19 protein-coding genes are annotated in these 19,443 nt (G+C 44.5%); 14 read left to right on the top strand and 5 right to left on the bottom strand.

Annotation, left to right across the window (positions count from 1 at the left end; translation table 11 throughout):
* Positions 1–196: 196 nt before the first annotated feature.
* Positions 197–835, bottom strand: a complete 639-nt coding sequence (locus tag ECHVI_RS05040) for a YdeI/OmpD-associated family protein (RefSeq protein ID WP_015264875.1) — start codon at positions 833–835, stop codon at positions 197–199.
* A 133-nt stretch (positions 836–968) separates the two neighbouring features.
* Here ECHVI_RS05040 and ECHVI_RS05035 point away from each other — a divergent pair, with 133 nt between their 5' ends.
* From ECHVI_RS05035 to ECHVI_RS05015, 5 genes are all read left to right on the top strand, one after another.
* A complete protein-coding gene (locus tag ECHVI_RS05035; RefSeq protein WP_245553430.1) occupies positions 969–1,424 on the top strand; it encodes a hypothetical protein in 456 nt (151 codons plus the stop codon).
* Positions 1,425–1,641: 217 nt separating this feature from the next.
* Positions 1,642–2,040 (top strand): TM2 domain-containing protein, encoded by a 399-nt coding sequence (locus ECHVI_RS05030; protein ID WP_157501226.1) that lies wholly within the window; start codon positions 1,642–1,644, stop codon positions 2,038–2,040.
* Entirely contained in the window at positions 2,006–2,437 is a 432-nt protein-coding gene (locus ECHVI_RS05025) for a DUF2752 domain-containing protein (RefSeq protein WP_015264872.1), read from the top strand. Before ECHVI_RS05030 ends, ECHVI_RS05025 begins: the two co-directional genes overlap by 35 nt.
* Complete coding sequence (locus ECHVI_RS05020) at positions 2,434–2,871, top strand: magnetosome magnetite crystal formation protein family (RefSeq protein WP_015264871.1); 438 nt, start codon at positions 2,434–2,436, stop codon at positions 2,869–2,871. The genes ECHVI_RS05025 and ECHVI_RS05020 overlap by 4 nt, the downstream gene beginning before the upstream one ends.
* On the top strand, positions 2,865–3,680 hold the full coding sequence (locus tag ECHVI_RS05015; protein ID WP_015264870.1) for a M48 family metallopeptidase: 816 nt from the start codon (positions 2,865–2,867) through the stop codon (positions 3,678–3,680). The genes ECHVI_RS05020 and ECHVI_RS05015 overlap by 7 nt, the downstream gene beginning before the upstream one ends.
* A gap of 402 nt (positions 3,681–4,082) precedes the next feature.
* Here the strand turns inward: ECHVI_RS05015 and ECHVI_RS05010 are convergent, their stop codons facing one another.
* Entirely contained in the window at positions 4,083–4,400 is a 318-nt protein-coding gene (locus ECHVI_RS05010; protein WP_015264868.1) for a hypothetical protein, read from the bottom strand.
* A 447-nt stretch (positions 4,401–4,847) separates the two neighbouring features.
* Here ECHVI_RS05010 and polA point away from each other — a divergent pair, with 447 nt between their 5' ends.
* From polA to ECHVI_RS04990, 3 genes are all read left to right on the top strand, one after another.
* Positions 4,848–7,661, top strand: a complete 2,814-nt coding sequence (gene polA, locus ECHVI_RS05005; protein ID WP_015264867.1) for a DNA polymerase I — start codon at positions 4,848–4,850, stop codon at positions 7,659–7,661.
* A 147-nt stretch (positions 7,662–7,808) separates the two neighbouring features.
* Positions 7,809–9,185, top strand: a complete 1,377-nt coding sequence (radA, locus tag ECHVI_RS05000; protein WP_015264866.1) for a DNA repair protein RadA — start codon at positions 7,809–7,811, stop codon at positions 9,183–9,185.
* 827 nt (positions 9,186–10,012) lie between these two features.
* Positions 10,013–10,435 carry a secondary thiamine-phosphate synthase enzyme YjbQ gene (locus ECHVI_RS04990; RefSeq protein ID WP_015264865.1) on the top strand — a complete coding sequence of 141 codons (423 nt, stop codon included), beginning with the start codon at positions 10,013–10,015 and terminating at the stop codon, positions 10,433–10,435.
* 79 nt (positions 10,436–10,514) lie between these two features.
* Here the strand turns inward: ECHVI_RS04990 and ECHVI_RS04985 are convergent, their stop codons facing one another.
* On the bottom strand, positions 10,515–11,171 hold the full coding sequence (locus ECHVI_RS04985) for an HAD family hydrolase (protein ID WP_015264864.1): 657 nt from the start codon (positions 11,169–11,171) through the stop codon (positions 10,515–10,517).
* A 151-nt stretch (positions 11,172–11,322) separates the two neighbouring features.
* On the opposite strand from ECHVI_RS04985, the gene ECHVI_RS04980 reads away from it, so the two are divergent.
* Positions 11,323–12,087: an HNH endonuclease gene (locus ECHVI_RS04980; RefSeq protein WP_015264863.1), complete on the top strand. Its 765-nt coding sequence runs from the start codon at positions 11,323–11,325 to the stop codon at positions 12,085–12,087.
* Between the two features lie 14 nt (positions 12,088–12,101).
* On the opposite strand, the gene ECHVI_RS04975 is transcribed toward ECHVI_RS04980, so the two are convergent.
* Positions 12,102–12,569: a very short patch repair endonuclease gene (locus tag ECHVI_RS04975; RefSeq protein WP_015264862.1), complete on the bottom strand. Its 468-nt coding sequence runs from the start codon at positions 12,567–12,569 to the stop codon at positions 12,102–12,104.
* A gap of 231 nt (positions 12,570–12,800) precedes the next feature.
* On the opposite strand from ECHVI_RS04975, the gene ECHVI_RS04970 reads away from it, so the two are divergent.
* The 5 genes from ECHVI_RS04970 (at position 12,801) to ECHVI_RS04945 (ending at position 18,773) form a co-directional block, all read left to right on the top strand.
* Entirely contained in the window at positions 12,801–13,487 is a 687-nt protein-coding gene (locus ECHVI_RS04970; protein ID WP_015264861.1) for a phospholipase D-like domain-containing protein, read from the top strand.
* A gap of 214 nt (positions 13,488–13,701) precedes the next feature.
* A complete protein-coding gene (locus ECHVI_RS04965) occupies positions 13,702–14,247 on the top strand; it encodes a YfiT family bacillithiol transferase (RefSeq protein WP_015264860.1) in 546 nt (181 codons plus the stop codon).
* Between the two features lie 108 nt (positions 14,248–14,355).
* Entirely contained in the window at positions 14,356–15,033 is a 678-nt protein-coding gene (locus ECHVI_RS04960) for a DNA alkylation repair protein (protein WP_015264859.1), read from the top strand.
* Between the two features lie 1,304 nt (positions 15,034–16,337).
* Entirely contained in the window at positions 16,338–17,375 is a 1,038-nt protein-coding gene (locus ECHVI_RS04950; RefSeq protein ID WP_015264857.1) for an ABC transporter ATP-binding protein, read from the top strand.
* Positions 17,376–17,453: 78 nt separating this feature from the next.
* Entirely contained in the window at positions 17,454–18,773 is a 1,320-nt protein-coding gene (locus ECHVI_RS04945; RefSeq protein WP_015264856.1) for a Gfo/Idh/MocA family protein, read from the top strand.
* 141 nt (positions 18,774–18,914) lie between these two features.
* Here ECHVI_RS04945 and ECHVI_RS04940 read toward each other — a convergent pair whose 3' ends face one another.
* Positions 18,915–19,391 carry a YcxB family protein gene (locus ECHVI_RS04940; protein WP_015264855.1) on the bottom strand — a complete coding sequence of 159 codons (477 nt, stop codon included), beginning with the start codon at positions 19,389–19,391 and terminating at the stop codon, positions 18,915–18,917.
* Positions 19,392–19,443: the final 52 nt, after the last annotated feature.

Raw genomic sequence — 19,443 nt, 5'->3', positions numbered from 1 at the left:
GTTACTACTGAAAATTTTGATTAAAGAATTGTTATCAATAATAAAATTTGGTGATGTAGGCTTAATAGTTGTAAGCTGCTAGGTCCTAAAGGGCAGGAAACCAAGGGATAGCAAAAACTAAAGGACTATGATGCATAAAAATACGACGTCTTTGACGAGTCTGGAAAATGGAAGAGTACGCTCGATATAGGCTGATCTATTTATTTTTCCATTCCTTCATATATTTCCAATTGCGTGGTTTTCCCGCTTCCATGTAGGCAATGGCCGTATGGAGGCGTTTGGTTCTTGTCGCGCTGGTTTTGGCTTCGGTTATCCATTCGATGTATTCTTTTTGATGCGTGTAACTGAATTGTTCAAAAGTATTCAGCGAAGCAGGGTTTTGTTCAAGGGCTGCTTTGAGGTCGTCCGGAACGGTGAGGGCTTTTTTGGAGGCAGGGCTCTTTTTGGGAAGTGGAATTCCTTTTTTATTGATCTCCACTGCTTCATGGAGGTAAGCCAGCATTTTTTCATCAGAAGGCAGGTCTTTTAAATGGGTGATTTTCCCCAAATGCCCCATGGCCGTTTCTTCGGCAGCATTTTGCTGCAAGGCAGGATCCTTCATCAGCGCAGCTTTCCAAAATACGAATGCACAGTGGGCCTTAAAGGCGGCCATGCTACATAGAATTTCGCCATTTAGCATGAAATGAGGCATGCCCCATTTGATGGTTTCTTCCACTTCTGGACAGGCTTGGTGGACCAAGGCCCTGCAATGCCGTAAAATGGGCTCAGCAAACTGCTGGGATGTATGAATATAAGCATCTATACGCTCATCGTGAGAAGGATGGAAGTCTGGCATATTATTTTGCTGAAGATGAGTAGGACTAAAATACAAAATAATCCGGATTTACATGGGGATAAAAGCCTGCGTGGGATGGTGTGAAATTATGCGGTAAGCGTTAGTTTTGTAAAGTACTATTGTAAATAATCACATGATGCTCGATACCCGTCCGACTACCGATCCTACCATGCCACGATATACCATGCCAATGCGAGGAATCATCCTGCTTTCGGGAATGCTTACGGTGGCTTGGGGTGCATTTTTTAAGTGGATGGGAGAACCTTTGGTCTCTTGGCTGGCCATGTTTCCCGACGAGCCAGTCGTATTGGACACCAGTGTTTATGGTAGTTTTGTGTTGATTATTGGCTTTTTGTTGTTTTTAAGTGCTTTTTATCCGATTTCATGGATTTACCTGACCATGGTGGGAATTGGTGGAAAACTCATTTCGGCCATTTGGTTTGTGCTCTATTATGTGGATATCATCGGATGGAACAAGCGTACCATCTTTCATTTGGGCTTTAACGAGCTTTTTTGGTTGATTCCGCTTTCTTACGTCCTTTGGAAGGCATTGGTGGTCAAGGGCTACCTGAAAACACTGGAAGATTAGCGAAGGGTAAAACGGTGGGTTCCCACTAAAGGGTGAGTGATGATTTTAAGAGGTACCATTGGCTGTCGTTGCTTTACGGTTTTTTACCTTTTGTATTTTATAGTATATTAGTCGCCTGACCTCAAATCAACCTTCATTTTTTGATAGGGTTTTGAAGTTTTTGTGGCTGGCCACATGATATATTGTTTGCATATCTATCACTTATCAATACACACAAATGGAAGTAGCTAAAGTAGACCTTTTTATGATGATGAACAGTAAGTATTTTGAAGCGCATCATCTTCCTTTTATCCGCGAACGCTTGCACCTGCTGGATGATCCCGCTTGGGAAGGCATTCAGACCCTGCAGTTTTACGATCCCAATTCGGTGCAAGTCATTTCCCTTGTGGGCGGACAATTGGGAATCGATCGCTTTATGGTGGGCGATACGGGACTTGGCATCCTTAAATTGCTTACCTGTGGTGGCTTTGCGATCTGGTCCATCATCGATTGGTTTATGATTCCAGGAGTAGCAAGGGAAAAAAATGGGATGAAGCTGAAAGAAACCCTGGCTGCATTGCACCGCACAGCGCCAACCACAAATGAAATTGGATCCACTGATCGTGAGCAGGAATAAACTCTATACCATTCTATCGATCGGCTTTGGAATGGGCTATGGATGGTTGGTTTACCAGCTCCATGCAGCGATGAGCCACAGTCATGGCCCTACCTTATGCCTGATCAAAAATGTCACGGGTATCCCGTGTCCTTCGTGTGGCATCACCCGAGCGGTAATGGCCATCATACACGGAGACATGAATGGTGCATTTTACAGTAATCCATTGGGTTTTTTGGTGGCAGTGGGATTGGCGGTTGGTCCGGTTTGGTTGTTAATGGACCTATTGCTGAAGAAAGATTCACTGTGGATAAGTTATCAGCGGTTTGAAATCTGGCTCAGAAACCCCGTCAGGGCCATACCCTTGGGTATGTTGGTGTTGATCAATTGGTGTTGGAATATCTATAAAGGATTATGATACATGTCCGTACATTTGAGTACAAGCCCAGCGAGCACGAAGCAGAAAAAGCTTCCAATAGCTACCTGATGTCGTTGGTGGCTTTGATTGCGGGATTACCATTGCCCATAATCAATTTACTGGCCACCCTGATCTTTTATTTGGGCAACCGCAAAGGAACCTATTTTGTGCGTTGGCACTGTACACAAGCCTTGATTTCACAGTTTACCCTATTTGTTATCAACACCGTTGGTTTTTGGTGGACCCTTTCGTTGATTTTCAAAGACACGGAATTGAGCAACACCTATGTCGCCTATATCATAATGGTTTTAGTGGCCAACTTGACGGAATTTATCGCCACGATATACAGTGCGATCCAAATCAGGAAGGGCATTCACATCGAATGGTGGTTTTATGGATTGCTCACGAATCAAATTTGCAAGGAGTCATGGTGAAAAAGGTATACCTCCAAGGATTTGCGGTGCTGGGATCGTTTTTGTTGGGCTGGTTTATGTTGGCTCAAGTAGATTGGCTTTCCCTTTTCAATTGGGAATCTTCCAGTGATCAGCTGGAGGAAAAGCTGGGTGAAGAGCTGTGGAAAGTATATTCCCGCGAGGCCGACGAAGTCACCAATGATACCTTGGTATTGGCCATGGACAGTATCCTTACCGCCGTCTACGAAGCCAATCAACTCGATGTGGAAAACATCAAATTGCGGATCCTGGACAAGGATGAGGTAAATGCATTTGCCATGCCCGATGGATATTTGGTGCTTTACACGGGGCTGATCAGGAATGTGGATAAGCAAGAAGAGCTTACAGGCGTCATTTGCCATGAAATAGCACATATCGAAGAAAACCACGTCATGAAAAAGCTGGCCAAAGAGGTGGGGATATCCATGTTGGTATCACTAACTACGGGCAGCTCTGGTGCTGGCGTAGCAGAGGTGGCAAAATTACTTTCTTCTAGCGCCTTTGATCGGGATCAGGAGCGAGCGGCGGACCTTAAAGCTGCCGAATACATGGAGAATGCCCAGATTGACCCAGAGCACTTGGCCAATTTTCTTTTTAAAATGTCCTTGGACGACCATGAAGCGCTAAGCTATCTTACGTGGATAAGTACCCATCCTGATAGCGAAGCGCGTGCTACAACTATTGTGGATAACTATCAAAAAAACGAATCAGAAAGGGTAAATAAGCCAGTACTGAGTGATAAGACTTGGCAACAAATACAGCAACTTTTGAACCACCTAAAGGCAAAATAAAACAAGAACATTCCCATGCATGTATTCCTAAATTCCTTGCTACCGGTGGTCTCTATTTGGCCACGGATAATTGCAGATAGGATGTTTAAGGTATTGCAAATCCGTGTTTATCCTTTTATCCGTGAATTGAAATGAGGTTAACGTGGATCAAGCCATTTTTCCAGGGTTATGAATTGAGTTATCGGAAAAATGATACGCTTCAAAGGCTCTCCGCAAAGGGAATGCATAAATGTCACGAGTGACCCCTAATGCTAAAGTTGACTTAAAGTGTTTCTTTAACCGGGTAAAGATTTAAATTAGAAATATTATTCAGTGATTTAAAAGTATTGTATATCAACAAGTTATAAAAAAAGGCTGATCATATGATTAGGATCAGCCTTTTTTGTGGATTTCAGCACCTTATCAGGTTACCAAGATCAAAATCAACAAAATGATGATGATGGCACCCACGGAAAGGTAAATGCCTTGCCCCATGGCCTTGGCTTCCTTTTTCATTCCGCGCAACTCGTTTCTGACGTCCTTGATTTCATCTTTGCTCATCTCGGAGAAATCCATGGCTTTGATTTCGTCTACACGTTCATTGATTTCAGCGAGTCTAGCCTCTTCCTCGGGTGATAATTCGGTCTTGTCTTTGTCTTTTTTCTCGGGCGCTGCCATGGCTGCTGGTGAAAAAGCAGCAAAGCAAAATACGACCGCTAAAAAGTAGGCGATTTTTTTCATATTCATTTTTGATTTAGTGATAAACAGTTAACAATATTTCATTTTGAATTTACGAAAATAAAACGCATTGCAAAATCCACAATCCGCTAATGGTAATGTGCTAATCAAATTTTAAACCAAAATAGCATAGCTTGCCAAAAAAAATGAAGGAGTTGTTATTTTTTGGTGTGGATAAGGTAATTGCTTCCATTTGGTGACGGTCTCATTGGCCTTATTTGTGTTTTGAGATGTAAATGCACCATGGTGTGTGAATTGGTGGAAAAGTGGAACGATGAATTTTGCGAACAGGGCTTTATGGAGGTCTTCCTGTGTGAAGGGAGAAAGTAATACCAATTACCGTTTGAAGACTAGGTTTGCTTTCCATTATAATTTGTAATTTAGCCTTCCCTGAGCTGTTCAGCAGAATGGTGAATAGGATAATTTATACATTTTAAGCAGATTAATCCCATGCCCAGTTCCAACAAGAAAAAACTCTTTCTCTTAGACGCCATGGCCCTGATCTATCGGGCCCACTTTGCTTTTAGCAAAAACCCCCGGATCAATTCCAAAGGACTGAATACCGGAATCATGCTTGGTTTTACCAATACCCTTTTGGAAGTAATTGAGAAGCAATCGCCCAGTCATATTGCCGTCGCTTTTGATACGGCTGCCCCTACTTTTCGACATGAGCAGTTTGAAGCGTACAAGGCAAACAGGCAGGAGCAACCGGAAGATATTACGGTGGGCATTCCATGGGTAAAGCAAATTGTGGATGGGTTTAACATTCCGATCTTGGAACTGGATGGCTACGAGGCCGATGATATTATCGGAACGATAGCCAAAAAGGCAGAGTATAAGGATTTTGAGGTATACATGATGACGCCCGACAAGGATTATGGGCAATTGGTAGAAGAGCATATTTTCCTTTATAAGCCTGCTTTTATGGGAAATGCAGTGGACGTCATGGGGCCGAAGGAGGTTTGTGCCAAGTGGGAGATAGAAGATCCCGATCAGGTAAGGGATATCTTGGGCCTCATGGGTGATGCTGTGGATAACATTCCCGGCATTCCCGGGATTGGTGAAAAAACTGCCAAAAAACTCCTGAAGGCCTATGGTACCATCGAAGGATTGCTGGAGCATGTGGGTGACTTGAAGGGCAAGCAAAAGGAAAATGTGGAAAACTTTGGCCAGCAAGGGCTGCTTTCCAAATCCCTGGCCACGATCAAACAAGATGTGCCCATTGAGTTTAATCCTGAAGATTTGACCTATGATGGCCCTGATGAAGAAAAGCTCAAAGCGCTATTTGCAGAAATGGAATTCAGGACATTGACGCAGCGGGTTTTTGGAGAGAAAATGAAAAAGCCTGCCGTCAAAGTGAATGAGCAATTGGGACTTTTTACGGGACCTGCTGAAGATGCGGAGGAGGAAGAAGTGGAGGAAGCCAATCCTATTCCAGTGCCGGATCAGTTGGCCACAGTGACTTCCATGGTGCATGCATATCATAAGGTGGAAGGGTTGGCCGCCATCAAGGAATTGGTCGAGTACTTGGAAATCCAGGATGAATTTTGCTTTGACACTGAAACCACCGATCTCGATCCCAACAAAGCTGAGTTGGTGGGCTTGTCGTTTGCCTATGTGCCGGGAGAGGCGTTCTATATTCCGGTGCCGGCTGATCAGGAGGAAACCAAAAAGCTATTGGAGCCATTGCGAGGGGTTTTTGAAGATGAAAGCATCACCAAAATTGGCCAAAATATCAAATACGATGCGTTGGTGCTTAAAAACTACGGGATAGCGCTGAAGGGTAAACTTTATGATACCATGCTGGCACATTACCTGATCGAGCCAGAGGGAAAGCACAACATGGATTGGCTGGCGGAGCATTATTTGCAGTACCGGCCCGTATCCATCGAAACCCTGATTGGCAAGAAGGGAAAATCCCAGGGAAACATGCGTGATGCCGATGTGGATAAAGTGGTCGAATATGCCTCAGAAGATGCTGACATCACCTTGCAGCTGGCACAAAAGCTAAATCCAGATTTGAAAGAGCGGGGTTTGGAAAAGCTATTCTATGAAGTGGAAACGCCTTTGATTCCTGTGCTGACGGCGATGGAGTATGAGGGTGTCAAGATTGATAAGGAAAGTTTGGCGGAGTTATCCACAGCCCTTGAGAAAGATATTACGGAGATCGAAGCCCGTGTTTATGATTTGGCAGGAGTGAAATTTAACTTGGCTTCTCCGAAGCAATTGGGAGAGGTGCTCTTTGTGAAAATGGAGCTTGATCCAAAAGCCAAGAAGACCAAGACTGGCCAATATGCTACCGGTGAAGAGGTGCTGTCCAAGCTTGCACCCAAGCATGAAATAGCACGGGCCATTTTGGATTATCGGGAGTTGGTAAAGCTAAAGAACACGTATGTGGATACCTTGCCCACTTTGATCAATCCTAAAACTGATCGCATTCATACTACTTATAATCAGGTAGTTGCTGCTACGGGCAGGCTATCGTCTATCAATCCCAACTTACAGAATATCCCCATTAGGACGGAGCGAGGTAGGGAAATCAGAAAGGCTTTTGTGCCGCGTGATGAAGCGCATGTGATTTTAGCGGCGGATTACAGTCAGATCGAATTGCGTATTATGGCGGCTTTTTCCAAGGATGAGTCCATGATGGAAGCATTTAGGGAAGGAAGAGATATCCACAGTACCACGGCTGCCAAGATCTTCCAGGTTCCCCTGGAAGAAGTGACCAGTGAAATGCGGCGAAAGGCCAAGACGGCCAACTTCGGCATCATTTACGGCATTTCTGCTTTTGGCCTGTCGCAGCGGCTTAACATCCCACGGGGAGAGGCCAAGGAGATAATAGATGCCTATTTCAAGGAATTCCCCGCCGTGAGCCAGTACATGAATGACTGCATAGAAAAGGCACGTAAAAATGAATACGTGGAAACCATCCTTGGCCGACGCCGTTACCTTCGGGATATCAACAGCCGAAATGCTACCATGCGCGGCTACTCTGAGCGAAATGCAATCAATGCTCCCATCCAAGGAAGTGCTGCCGATATGATCAAAGTGGCCATGATCCATGTGCATCAATGGATGCTTGAGAAGCAATTGAAGTCCAAGATGATCCTTCAGGTGCATGATGAATTGGTTTTTGATGCCCATAAGGATGAAGTGGACCTGTTGAAAAAGGAAATTCCAAAACTCATGACCAAGGCATTGGAGATCGAAGTACCCATGCAGGTGGAAGTAGGTGTAGGAAAAGATTGGCTGGAAGCCCACTAGAAAATTAAAATTTATAGCCCAGCGGACTGGATGCTATGCGATTGTACCACGATGATCCCATCCATTAGCTGAGGTACATTTATGAAATGGGTGGACTGCTTTTGCACTAGGTAGTTTCACTAGAATATGTGTTAATAATTAAACAACATGCCTAAAATAAAGACGGCTTACTTTTGCCAAAACTGTGGCGCACAAAGTCCAAAATGGGTAGGCAAGTGTCCTGCTTGTGGTGAGTGGAATACGTACGTGGAGGAGGTTATCCACAAGGAAGAAACGGGCCGAGGAAGCTGGAAACAGGGATCTGAAAAAAACACCCGTCATAATTCACCCAGGAAGTTACAGGAGATCAATTATGAAGAGCATCCGCGATTGGTCACGGCAGATGCCGAATTGGACCGTGTGCTTGGCGGAGGAATTGTGCCTGGATCTTTGACCCTCATTGGTGGTGAACCGGGGATTGGCAAATCGACGTTGATGCTTCAGATTGCCTTGGTCTTACATCAAACCAAGGTGCTTTATGTGTCCGGCGAGGAAAGTGAAAGCCAGATCAAAATGCGTGCGGACCGGATGCAATATCACAGTGAGAATTGTTTTGTCCTCTCCGAGACCAATACCCAGGTGATTTTTCAGCAAATAGAAGCACTAAAGCCAGATGTGTTGGTGATCGATTCGATTCAGACATTGCACAGCAAACACGTGGAGTCTGCGGCGGGATCAGTTTCCCAAGTGCGTGAATGTACGGCAGAGCTGATGAAGTTTGCTAAAGAGACAGGAACTCCGGTGTTCTTGATAGGGCATATCACCAAGGATGGTTCCATAGCTGGTCCCAAGATATTGGAGCATATGGTGGATACGGTCTTGCAGTTTGAAGGTGACCGACACCTCTCCTATCGCATACTGCGGACATCCAAAAACCGTTTTGGTTCTACGAACGAACTGGGCATTTATGAGATGCGGGCGGATGGGCTTCGTGGGGTAGCCAATCCCTCCGAGATTCTCCTTAGCCAGCGAGAGGAAGTGCTCAATGGCGTGGCGATTGGCGCCATGCTGGAAGGAAATCGCCCTTTGCTCATCGAGATCCAATCGCTGATCAGTCCAGCCACTTACGGGACCCCCCAGCGAAGCAGCACCGGTCATGATGCCAAGCGCTTGAACATGCTGCTGGCCGTTTTGGAAAAGCGTGGAGGGATGCGTTTGGGACAGCAGGATGTCTTCCTGAATGTGGCGGGAGGCATGCGTGTGGACGATCCGGGTTTGGATTTGGCGGTATGTGCAGCATTGCTTTCTTCTTATGAGGATACACCGGTATCGCCAGATTTGTGTTTTGCGGGGGAAGTAGGCTTAGGTGGGGAAATACGGGCGGTAAACCGCATCGAAAACCGCATTGCTGAGGCGGATAAGCTGGGATTTAAAAAGATCATTGTTTCCAAATATGCCGTAAAGGGAGTTGACTTATCCACATTTAATATTGAAGTCATTCCAGTTACAAAACTCGAGGAGATGTACCAGCGATTGTTTCATTGATGGGTGGCTGTATTATTTGTTGCCACGGATGAACGAGGATTTTCACGGATTGTTTTTGGTTGATGTAGGATTTGATGGGTAGTTTGTCAGTGGCATCTGTGTTTATCATTTGTATCAGTGACTGTATTTTTTGGCCACGGATGCACATGGATGTTCACGGATGTTTTTTTAGTGGATGTTGGATTTGGTGGAGGAGTTTATGAGGTGGCATCTGTGTTTATCATTTGTAACGGTGGCTGTATTATTTGTTGCCACGGATGAACGAGGATTTTCACGGATTGTTTTTGGTTGATGTAGGATTTGATGGGTAGTTTGTCAGTGGCATCTGTGTTTATCATTTGTATCAGTGACTGTATTTTTTGGCCACGGATGCACATGGATTTTCACGGATGTTTTTTTAGTGGATGTAGGATTCGGTGGAGGAGTTTATGAGGTGGGATCTGTGTTTATCATTTGTATCGGTGGCTGTATTATTTATTGCCACTGATGAACGTGGATTTTCACGGATTGTTTTTGGTTGATGTAGGATTTGATGGGTAGTTTGTCAGTGGCATCTGTGTTTATCATTTGTATCAGTGGCTGTATTATTTGGGGCCACGGATGCACATGGATGTTCACGGATTTCTTTTTTGGATGTTGGATTCGGTGGAGGAGTTTATGAAGTAGCATCTGTGTTTATCAATTTATATCGGTGGCTGTATTTTTTTGTGGTGGTGGATGAATATTGTTCCCTCACATGGCGGCCATTGATTCAATTTGCGGAAGTAGAAATATTAACCTGATCGCTTATTTATATTTCATGACAGGATCACTAAGTTTGTGCTAAGATGAAATTTATTCAGAAAAAACTCTCACTTAGACCTTATTCCCGAGGCTTTCACTTGATTACCGGTGAAGTGGAGGCTGGGATACCTGAAATCAAGGATATTCAAGCTGGCCAGTTGCAGGTATTCATCCAGCATACCTCTGCTGGGCTGACCATCAATGAAAATGCGGATCCTACAGTCCGAAAAGACTTTGAGACGTTTATTAATGACATGATTCCGGAAAGTTATCCACGGTTTATCCACACTTATGAAGGGCCTGACGATATGCCTGCCCATATCAAAAGTAGCTTATTTGGCAGCTCTGTGACGATACCTATTTCCAAGGGAAAACTTGCCCTAGGGACTTGGCAGGGCATTTATTTGGGTGAGTTTAGGGATCATGGCGGTTCCAGAAGGTTGGTGATGACGGCCATGGGCGAATAAAAAAATCGTGTGAAAATCTTTTATCCACAGATTTTTCCACACGATTTCGTTTTTTATATACACATAATTGCTTTTGAAATTATTGTAGCAACTTTTGTACTTTTTCCACGGTGATTTCGTTATAATCTTTAATGTAAATGTCGCAGGGAGGAAGTTCCTCTTTCGTGTGGGATGTCAGGACGCCCACCACTTTCATTCCCGCGTTGATTCCGGCAGAAACTCCTGAATAGGAATCTTCAAATACCACACAATTGGCGGGATTTGTGGATAAATTGTCCGCAGATTTCAGGTAAACTTCTGGCTGGGGTTTGTGGGTGGTCACATCTTCACTGGCCATCAGGGATTCCATGTTGGATCGGATGCCTAGGGTATCGATGATAAGGTCCATATTGGCACGAGGGGCAGAAGTGCCCACGCCCGTTCGGAAACCGTGTCCCTTTAGGCCAGCCAAAAACTCCATATAGCCCGGCACCGGAGTGACTTGTGACGCATAGATTTCCCGGAATAGCCCCTCCTTCTCATTTTCCAATTCGACCAACTCTTCCGCCGTCACCTCTCGCTGGAGAAAATAGCTGAAAATATAACTGTTCGGCTTTCCATACATGTGCTTGGCATATTCCTCTTTGCTGGCTTTCATGCCACGCTTTTCAAAAAAACGATCAAAGGCTTGGGAATGGAAGGGGTTGGTATGGCAGATCACCCCATCCATATCAAATATCACTGCATAATTTTCCATGCCCCAAAATTAGGGCTTTTTACGGGATTGGGAAGGGAATAAAGGTTATTGGTTTGTTAAGGGAGAGAGATTGGAATCCATAGATATGAGATTTTACGTGGTTGGTTTTTTGGAAAGTGTTAAATTTAGTACGGAATTAAAGAAACTTAATATGCAAAAAGGGCAAAGATTGTGGTCAAGAGAGGAACTAATATTGGCTATTAATTTATACTGTAAATTGCCTTTTGGAAAAATCCATACTAGGAATCAAGATGTAATTAACCTTGCAAAGTTAATAAATAGAACTCCCGGATCAGTTGCATATAAATTAGTCAATTTTGCCAGCCTAGATCCTAGTTTGCAAGCAAGAGGAATAAAAGGTGCATATAATACAAGCAAGCTTGATAGGGCTGTGTGGGAAGATTTTTATCAAAATTGGGAAGAAGCAGCATATCAGAGTGAAATTTTGCTTGATAAATATCGAAATGGATTATCAATTCAAAATCAAGAAAATACAGCTTCACTTAAAGAAGGTAAGGATCAGTCAATTTTAAGTAAAACTAGAATTAATCAACATTTTTTTAGAAATACTATTCTCGCTTCTTACAACAATACATGCTGCATAACAGGAATTCAGGAAAAGGAATTATTAATAGCTGGACATATCTTACCATGGAGTCAGAGCAAGGAAAATAGGTTAAATCCAAGAAATGGACTATTAATTAATAATCTTCATGATAAGGCATTTGAGAATGGTTTATTTACCATAACTCCAGATTATAGGATTGTTGTTTCAAATCGGTTAAGACTCAGTAAAAGTAGCGCTATAAAGAGTTTTTTTCTTACCTACCACGATAAACAGATAATCCTTCCATCAAAGTTTTTACCGGACCCAGAGTTTTTGAAATATCATAATAAAGAGAGATTTAGAGAATGATTGTTAGAAGTAGATTAAAATATGGATTTGTGTTCCAATACCCTCCTCACACAAACCCCCAACTCCTTTTTCACTTCAAAATCCCAGAAGCGTAGCACTGTCCAGCCTTTTTGGTGGTAGAGGGCATTGATTTCGTGGTCCCGCTGGATATTACGTTCGATTTTGGGAATCCAGAAGGCACGGTTGGATTTGATGGCTTGTTTGCGCTCGGGCCAGTTGTGCCCATGCCAGAATGCACCATCAACAAAGATGACCAACTTGTATTTGATAAAAGTGAGGTCCGGTTTTCCTGGTAGTTTGCGCTTGTTGCTGCGATGGTGGAGGCCGGTGTGCCAAAGGGCCTTTTTGAGCAGTTTTTCCGGTTTCGTATCTTTTCCCTTGATCCGAGACATCATAAAAGACCGCTGCTTCGTCGTATAGAAGCCATTTTCTTCCTTGAAGCGAGGTACTTTGATCTTTGGTGCTGAATAGGATTTTTTCATCTCGAAGGAATTCCTTAACACGTGATGGACTTTGGCCAGTATCTGTTCCGTTGCTATAGATACGTGGGTTTGACTTCTTTTGATGTGCGAATTACCTCATTAAATCCCAGCCCGTGAATAGCTGGCATGTGGGCAGTGGTCGTAAAGGGTGAAAGATAATAGGCGGATTTAATAAATTATTGCTATCATGCAGCATTGTGGATACACATTATAGATTTTTATCTTTACTCTATGTGCAGTTTTCAACATCTATTAGCCGAATTCCAGGAAAGCCTTGATGACCATGCCTTGTCTCGTTCGGAGAAGCGGGAAATTAAGTCGTATCTGACCGACCTCACTACGCATGACCGTCAGGTGTTAATGGCCGATATTTGCCAGATGGTGCAGGCCAAGGCCAAGGATGTGGAGACGGAAAATCTTATCACTTGGTTTTATGAAGCGGTCAAGGTTTTGCAGGAAAAAGAGACCGCCCAAGCCAGTGCAGATGTGTTTTTCAGCCCCGGAAATGCCTGCAGAGAGGCCATTATGCGGGAAATAAGGCTGGCACATTCGGTTATTCACATATGTGTTTTTACCATTAGCGATGATCAAATTACGGACGAATTGATCCATGCGCATCAGCGCAAGGTGACGGTCAAGGTACTGACTGATGATGAGAAATGTTTTGACCTTGGCTCGGATATCGAGCGGATTAGGCAAGCGGGAATTGCTGTTCAGACAGACCACAGTCCGGCGCACATGCACCACAAATTTGCCATTTTCGATCAGAAGAAAGTCCTGACGGGAAGTTACAATTGGACCCGTTCGGCCGCATCTGCCAATTTCGAAAACATCGTGTTATTGGAAGATATCCACACGGTCAGGGCCTTCGAAAAAGAATTCGATCGGCTGTGGAAAAGCTTTGAAAGTCATCCCTAGCCTTGCTGCAATGAATTTTCGAAAGTACTCGATCCTCAGCTATAAACGGCGATTGCCCCTGACGACTGCCAGGCAGAATCCTTCTTAGACCATAATTTTTTAGCGAAAGGCTTCGCTATTGGCCAGTAATTTGTAATTTTCACTTAAGCCTTGATGCTTTAAGGGCATCTGTGGGCATCGCTTTTATTTTGATAACCATAAACACGCATATCCTATGAATCCTCAAGAACTGGAAAAATTAAAATACCCCATTGGCCAGCACCACGAGCATATAAAATTCACCATGGAAGATGTGGCCAGCTGGATCAGTGATATAGCGCAGTTTCCTGCCCAAATTTCATCCCTTACCGAAAACCTCAGTGCCGAAGAGCTCAATTGGCTTCATCGCCCCGATGGGTGGACCATTAAGCAATTGGTACATCATTGCGCAGATAGTCACATGAACAGTTTTATGCGGTTTAAGTTGGCGCTGACCGAAGACACCCCGAGTATCAAGCCGTATTATGAGGGACGCTGGGCGAAACTTCCTGACGCCAATATGGATGAGGTGTCGGATTCGCTGATGATCATATCGGGCATCCACCGTCGCTGGGCCGTGCTGTTGAATAGTTTGGATGAAAAGCAACTCCACCGGACGTTTTACCATCCCCAACACCGTCAGGAAATGAACTTGGGAACGACCACTAGCATGTACAGTTGGCATTGCAAGCATCATTTGGCCCATATCCAACAGGCTTTGACTCATAAGGGTGCCTTTTGATAAGCTGGGTTATGCGCAGTCTTTTGGTATGGAATCAAATTACAGGGTCGTTGAAATATTCTTGGTGATGAACAGAATACCAGATGGATTCTTTTCCTATTTTTAGGAATGAAAGTCTACCTGCGCACCCTCGAAAATGAGTTTCGACGACACGGGAACAGTGTCATCGCAAAGGGCCAAAAGGCCTACATGAAGAATCATTTTGAATTTATTGGTCTGAAGACCCCTTTGCGGAGGAAGTTGCAGAAGCCCTTTCTGGAAAAGGCAGCCTTACCCGCAAAACATGAGCTGGGAGAAATTGTGGAGGTCCTTTGGCATATGCCCGAGCGTGAATTTCAGCTTTTTGCACAGGAACTGGTGTGGAAGTATTTCAAGAAACCCGAAAAGGGGGATATTGACCTCTTGGAGTACATGATTGTGCATAAATCCTGGTGGGATACGGTGGATTTTATCGCCGTAAAATTGGTGGGCAACTATTTTTGGGTGTATCCGGAGGAAATCCAACCCTATGTGGATAAATGGATGGCGACGGACAATATCTGGCTCCAGCGAACGGCACTGCTTTTTCAGCATAATTATAAAGATAAACTGGATACACAGCTCCTTCAGGATATGATTGACCGGCTTTTGGGTTCCAAGGAATTTTTTATCAACAAGGCCATAGGCTGGATCCTTCGCCAGTACAGTAAAACAGATCCCAAATGGGTAAAAACATTTGTGGATAACACCGATTTGGCCCCGCTCAGCAAAAAGGAGGCTTTGAAAAATGTGGATAAGTATAAGTAATTGAAAATGAGAAGGATGTAATTTTTTATTTATAGTGCTTTAGCGTTAAACTACTACCACTAACTTCACATTTATTATCTTCCCAGAAGCAAGGCTTGCTCCCTGTTCTGCCACCGATATACACCAATAAACACAGATAAGATGCTTTAGCTACAGCGAAACTATGCCCAACCTTCATTTAGCTGTGGATTTAGCCGAAGGTTACCAATGATGTCTTTCCGGAGTACTTGGAGTAGGTAAACTTCCATTGCCATTGGGAAATGTTTGTTTATCAAATGTAATGGATGTAAGGCCGAGCGCCCTCCTACTGAGACCAGGGAGTCGAGACTTGGTGCCATCCTTAGACTCCTTGTTTGCCTGACAGGCAAGCGCCGAGGATGACTATCGAGCTAGATTTCGGATCAAGCTACAACGTTTGGGACTGCCAGTTTTACTTAATGGCAAAACCCCGGATAAATAAAAATGCCACAACGTCCCAAAGGCACCAAGTGGAGGCTGTAACCTGGACATAAAGGAATTTATCATTGTTCCGATAATCATCTAGTCCGCATTTGAAATGTGGACTGTAGGGCAGGGCATTTGTAATGCCCTTGTAAAAGTACTCCATTATCATCGCTTGATCACATTCTACGCCATAGAGTAATCTGGGGAGAGCCAAAGTACAGGATATAATGTATTTTGTAGCTAGCATTATATTCACTCGAAAGCTAGCCCCAGAGGGGCGATACCTTCTTAGCCATGGGTGAAGCCCATGGAAAATTTGCCCATCCAACGTTTTCCGTTTAACCCGCTTTTTGCATTAGGAATCATTATGAGAACTGAAACTACAAGGAAATCAGGCTGTTTGGAGATTGAATCATCCGCCGCGGCGGATGGTGAACCTTTCTGCCGCTAGGTAGAATCGAAAACAGCATTTAATCGTGTGATTTTGAAGTAGTTTCAGGTCGCAATACTTGTGCACCGTGGTGTAGATAGGCTAATGCATAATGCGGGTTTTAGCCGCATTTCCCTTCCTATTCCCCACAACTTCCCGCTAAAACCCATTCGTGCGGATAGCGGAAAACCATCGTTTTATACGGTGTGAAATATTCTTTCACAAGAACATGTCAAAATCCATCTTCCCAGAAACAAGGCTTGCTCCCTGTTCTGCCACGGATGAGCACCAATAAACACAGATAATATCCTAAAGCTTTAGCAAATCAGTTCCTCACCTTCCTTTTCTTTTATAAATTCATGTGTCCAATCGGATAAATACCTTTAAATTTACCTCAATAGGCGATTTCCTAACCCAAAGCTTATCGAAAATGAGTTTACTCCAGCTACATGGCATCAGCAAGAAATTTCCGCAGACCAAGCAGTTTGCGGTGAAAGATATCCACATGGAAATTGAGGAGGGAAGTGTCCAAGCCATAGTGGGAGAAAATGGCTCTGGAAAGACCACCTTGCTGAAGCTGATAGCAGGGCTGGAGCACCCGGATAAGGGAGAGATCGTTTTTTCTGGTCAGACGATAGTGAATGGTAAATCCGCCCTTCCTGCGAATCAGCGCGAGGTTGGAGTGATTTTTCAGGAATATGCGCTTTTTCCACAAATGACACTATTGGAGAATGTCCGGGAAGCCCTGCACCAAGAATCACGCAATGCCCGACAAATCGCCATGGATAGCTTGGCTTTGGCGGGACTGGAAGATAGTTTTAGCGCTTATCCACATCAGCTCTCCTCTGGCCAACGACAGCGTGCCGCGCTGGCCAGGGCACTGGCTTCCCGGCCAAAGCTATTACTGCTGGATGACCCTTTTCGCAGCTTGGACACCCGCTTCAAGAACGAAATCAGTGAAGACATCAGGGATATCGTAAAAGCGACAGGGATTACGGCGATCGTGGCGAGCCATCACGCGAAGGATGCCTTGTCCTTGGCCGATAGCATTGCTATTCTCCATAAGGGGATTTTGCAGCAAGTGGGGACACCTGTAGAGATTTACAAGAAGCCGGCAAATGCCTATGTGGCAAATTTTTTCGGAAAGCGTAATGAGCTTTTGGCCACGCCGACGGAGGATGGGTTTTATGCTGGATTTGGTTTTATTCCCCATCCAGACTCTGCAAGCTATACCGATAAAGTAAAAATCCTTTTCAGGTCTGAAGATGCCAAAATAAAGAAAAGTACCGAACAGCCCCTTAGTGGAATAGTGACAAGGGTATTGTTTTATGGTGATCACCAAATCGTAAAGCTTGAAGACGATGAAGGCAAACAGATTAGTATAAAAGCGGCTCCAGGTAGGAATTTTGAGATGGGAGCTCGCATGTTTTTTACCATTGATAAGTTTGAAATTGAAACTGCCTTTTAAGAGTGCTTGATAAATCCATGGGATAAGGCTATTTTGGGAGAATTATTTTTGTAAACCTACTAATAACCCGAAATATTCATGGATAAAAACACGAAAGCTGGACTTTCCAGAAGAAAATTTATGGGCTCCTCCGCCCTCAGCGCCCTAGGGCTTTCATTTTTGCCGCATCTGGGCCTTGGCAAATCACAAGAACCTTCATTTTCCCCGCTTGGAATCAGCACTGTTCGGCTTGGATTCATTGGCCTGGGCAGGCAATCGTACGGCATCATGCAGGGGATGATGAATATTCCGCATGTGGAAATCATCGCCGGATGTGATGTTTATGGCGTCAAGCGAGAGCGCTTCCAACAGACCGTTTCTGCACGTTATGGCAAATCCCCAGCTGACATTCCCGTGTATGAGCGGTATCAAGATTTGTTGGCCAGAGAGGATGTGGATGCAGTGGTCATTGCGACTCCTGATTTTTGGCATGCCCTGATGGCGATTGATGCGTGTAAAGCCAAAAAGGATGTATACTTGGAAAAACCGCTGACCTATACGATTAAGGAGGGCCAGGCATTGGTCAAAGCGGTTCGGGATAATAGTGTGGTTTTGGCCGTGGGCAGCCAGCAGCGCTCTGAACATAATTTTCAATATGCCGTCAGAATGGTCCAGAAGGGTCATATCGGAAAGGTAAAACAGGTCAAGGCCAATGTCGGTACACCTACTTCTCCCAAGCCATTTGACCTGTCCAAAGAGGAAGTGCCATCCGATTTGAACTGGGATTTATGGCTCGGGCCGATTAAGCCAGTGCCCTATAACCATGAACTAAATCCTCCCATCACGGTAGACCCTGTCCAACATGAACAGCTATGGGCTGCCTGGCGATGGTATTGGGAAACCGGTGGTGGCTTGATGACCGACTGGGGCGCGCACATGTTTGATATTGGCCAGTGGGGCATTGGGATGGATCGGCATGGCCCCGTGGAAATCAGGCCTGAAAAGGAAAATGAGCCCCTGACGTTTATCTATGAAAATGGGATTGTCATGACCGCCGAGCCTTTTGATGGTGATACACGCGGCGTACGCTTTATTGGTGACAAGGGCTGGATACAGGTTTCCAGGGGTGGTTTTAAAGCTTCAGATCCGGAATTGGTCGTGCCGGAAGCCAAAAAATCAAACGTGGACGCCCATCCGCATTACTTGGACTTCATTGAGAGTGTCATCAGGAGAAAGGATCCTATTGCGTCAGTAGAGATTGGGCACAGTACGTGTACGGTTTGTACCCTTGGGAATATTGCCAATAAGCTAGGCCGTCAGCTTCGCTGGAATCCTGCAAAGCAAACGTTTGGGCAGGATGCAGCGGCAGAGGAGTTGCTGCATTATGATTATGAAAATGGCTATTCGCTGAAAACCTAAGGCCATAAACCAACAATCCCTGTGGATAACTCGGTTTTCCACAGGGATTGCTTTTATAACATCGATGCGCTTCAACAGAGGTAAGTGCTAGAAAGCCACACTAAAAGCCACTGCAGCATACGTGCTTACTTGATTCGGAAATTATCCTTGCACGAGCCCTTTACGCTTCAGGATGGTCTCGATAAATTTCCGCTCGTTTTCAGTGTTGAAAATCTTAAACGGTAAATGAACGAACTGGGCTTTTGACATGATCAGCACAAACGCATCCTTATTGATTTCCGCTTTTTTGATCATTCCCCAGTTGATGGGCATGCCTTGCTTGGTATTTATTTTCATCAGGATCTGGCGGCTATCGATCTCATAGGCCAGTTTCTCGAACATTACTTTGTTTTGTTCCATCTGGCTAACGCCAGCAAATTGAATAACCCAAAACAACAAATAGAGCAACAGGGCTACAAAAGCCATGCTGATCCACCACCAGGAAGCAATCCAGAAATAGCCACATCCAATCGCAATGGCAATGAGTACCACCCACCATTGCTCTCTAAGGACATTTTTCATTCCCAGTTTAACATACGTTCCTGTTTCGAGTTTATATTTTTTGGTTTTTACGATCATGACACAAGTTTTTCGAACGGCAAATATCTGATGATATGAGGTATTTAACAAA

Source organism: Echinicola vietnamensis DSM 17526 (genome assembly GCF_000325705.1).
GTDB classification, from domain to species: Bacteria; Bacteroidota; Bacteroidia; order Cytophagales; family Cyclobacteriaceae; genus Echinicola; species Echinicola vietnamensis.
This window is presented reverse-complemented; position numbering and strand designations above follow the sequence as displayed.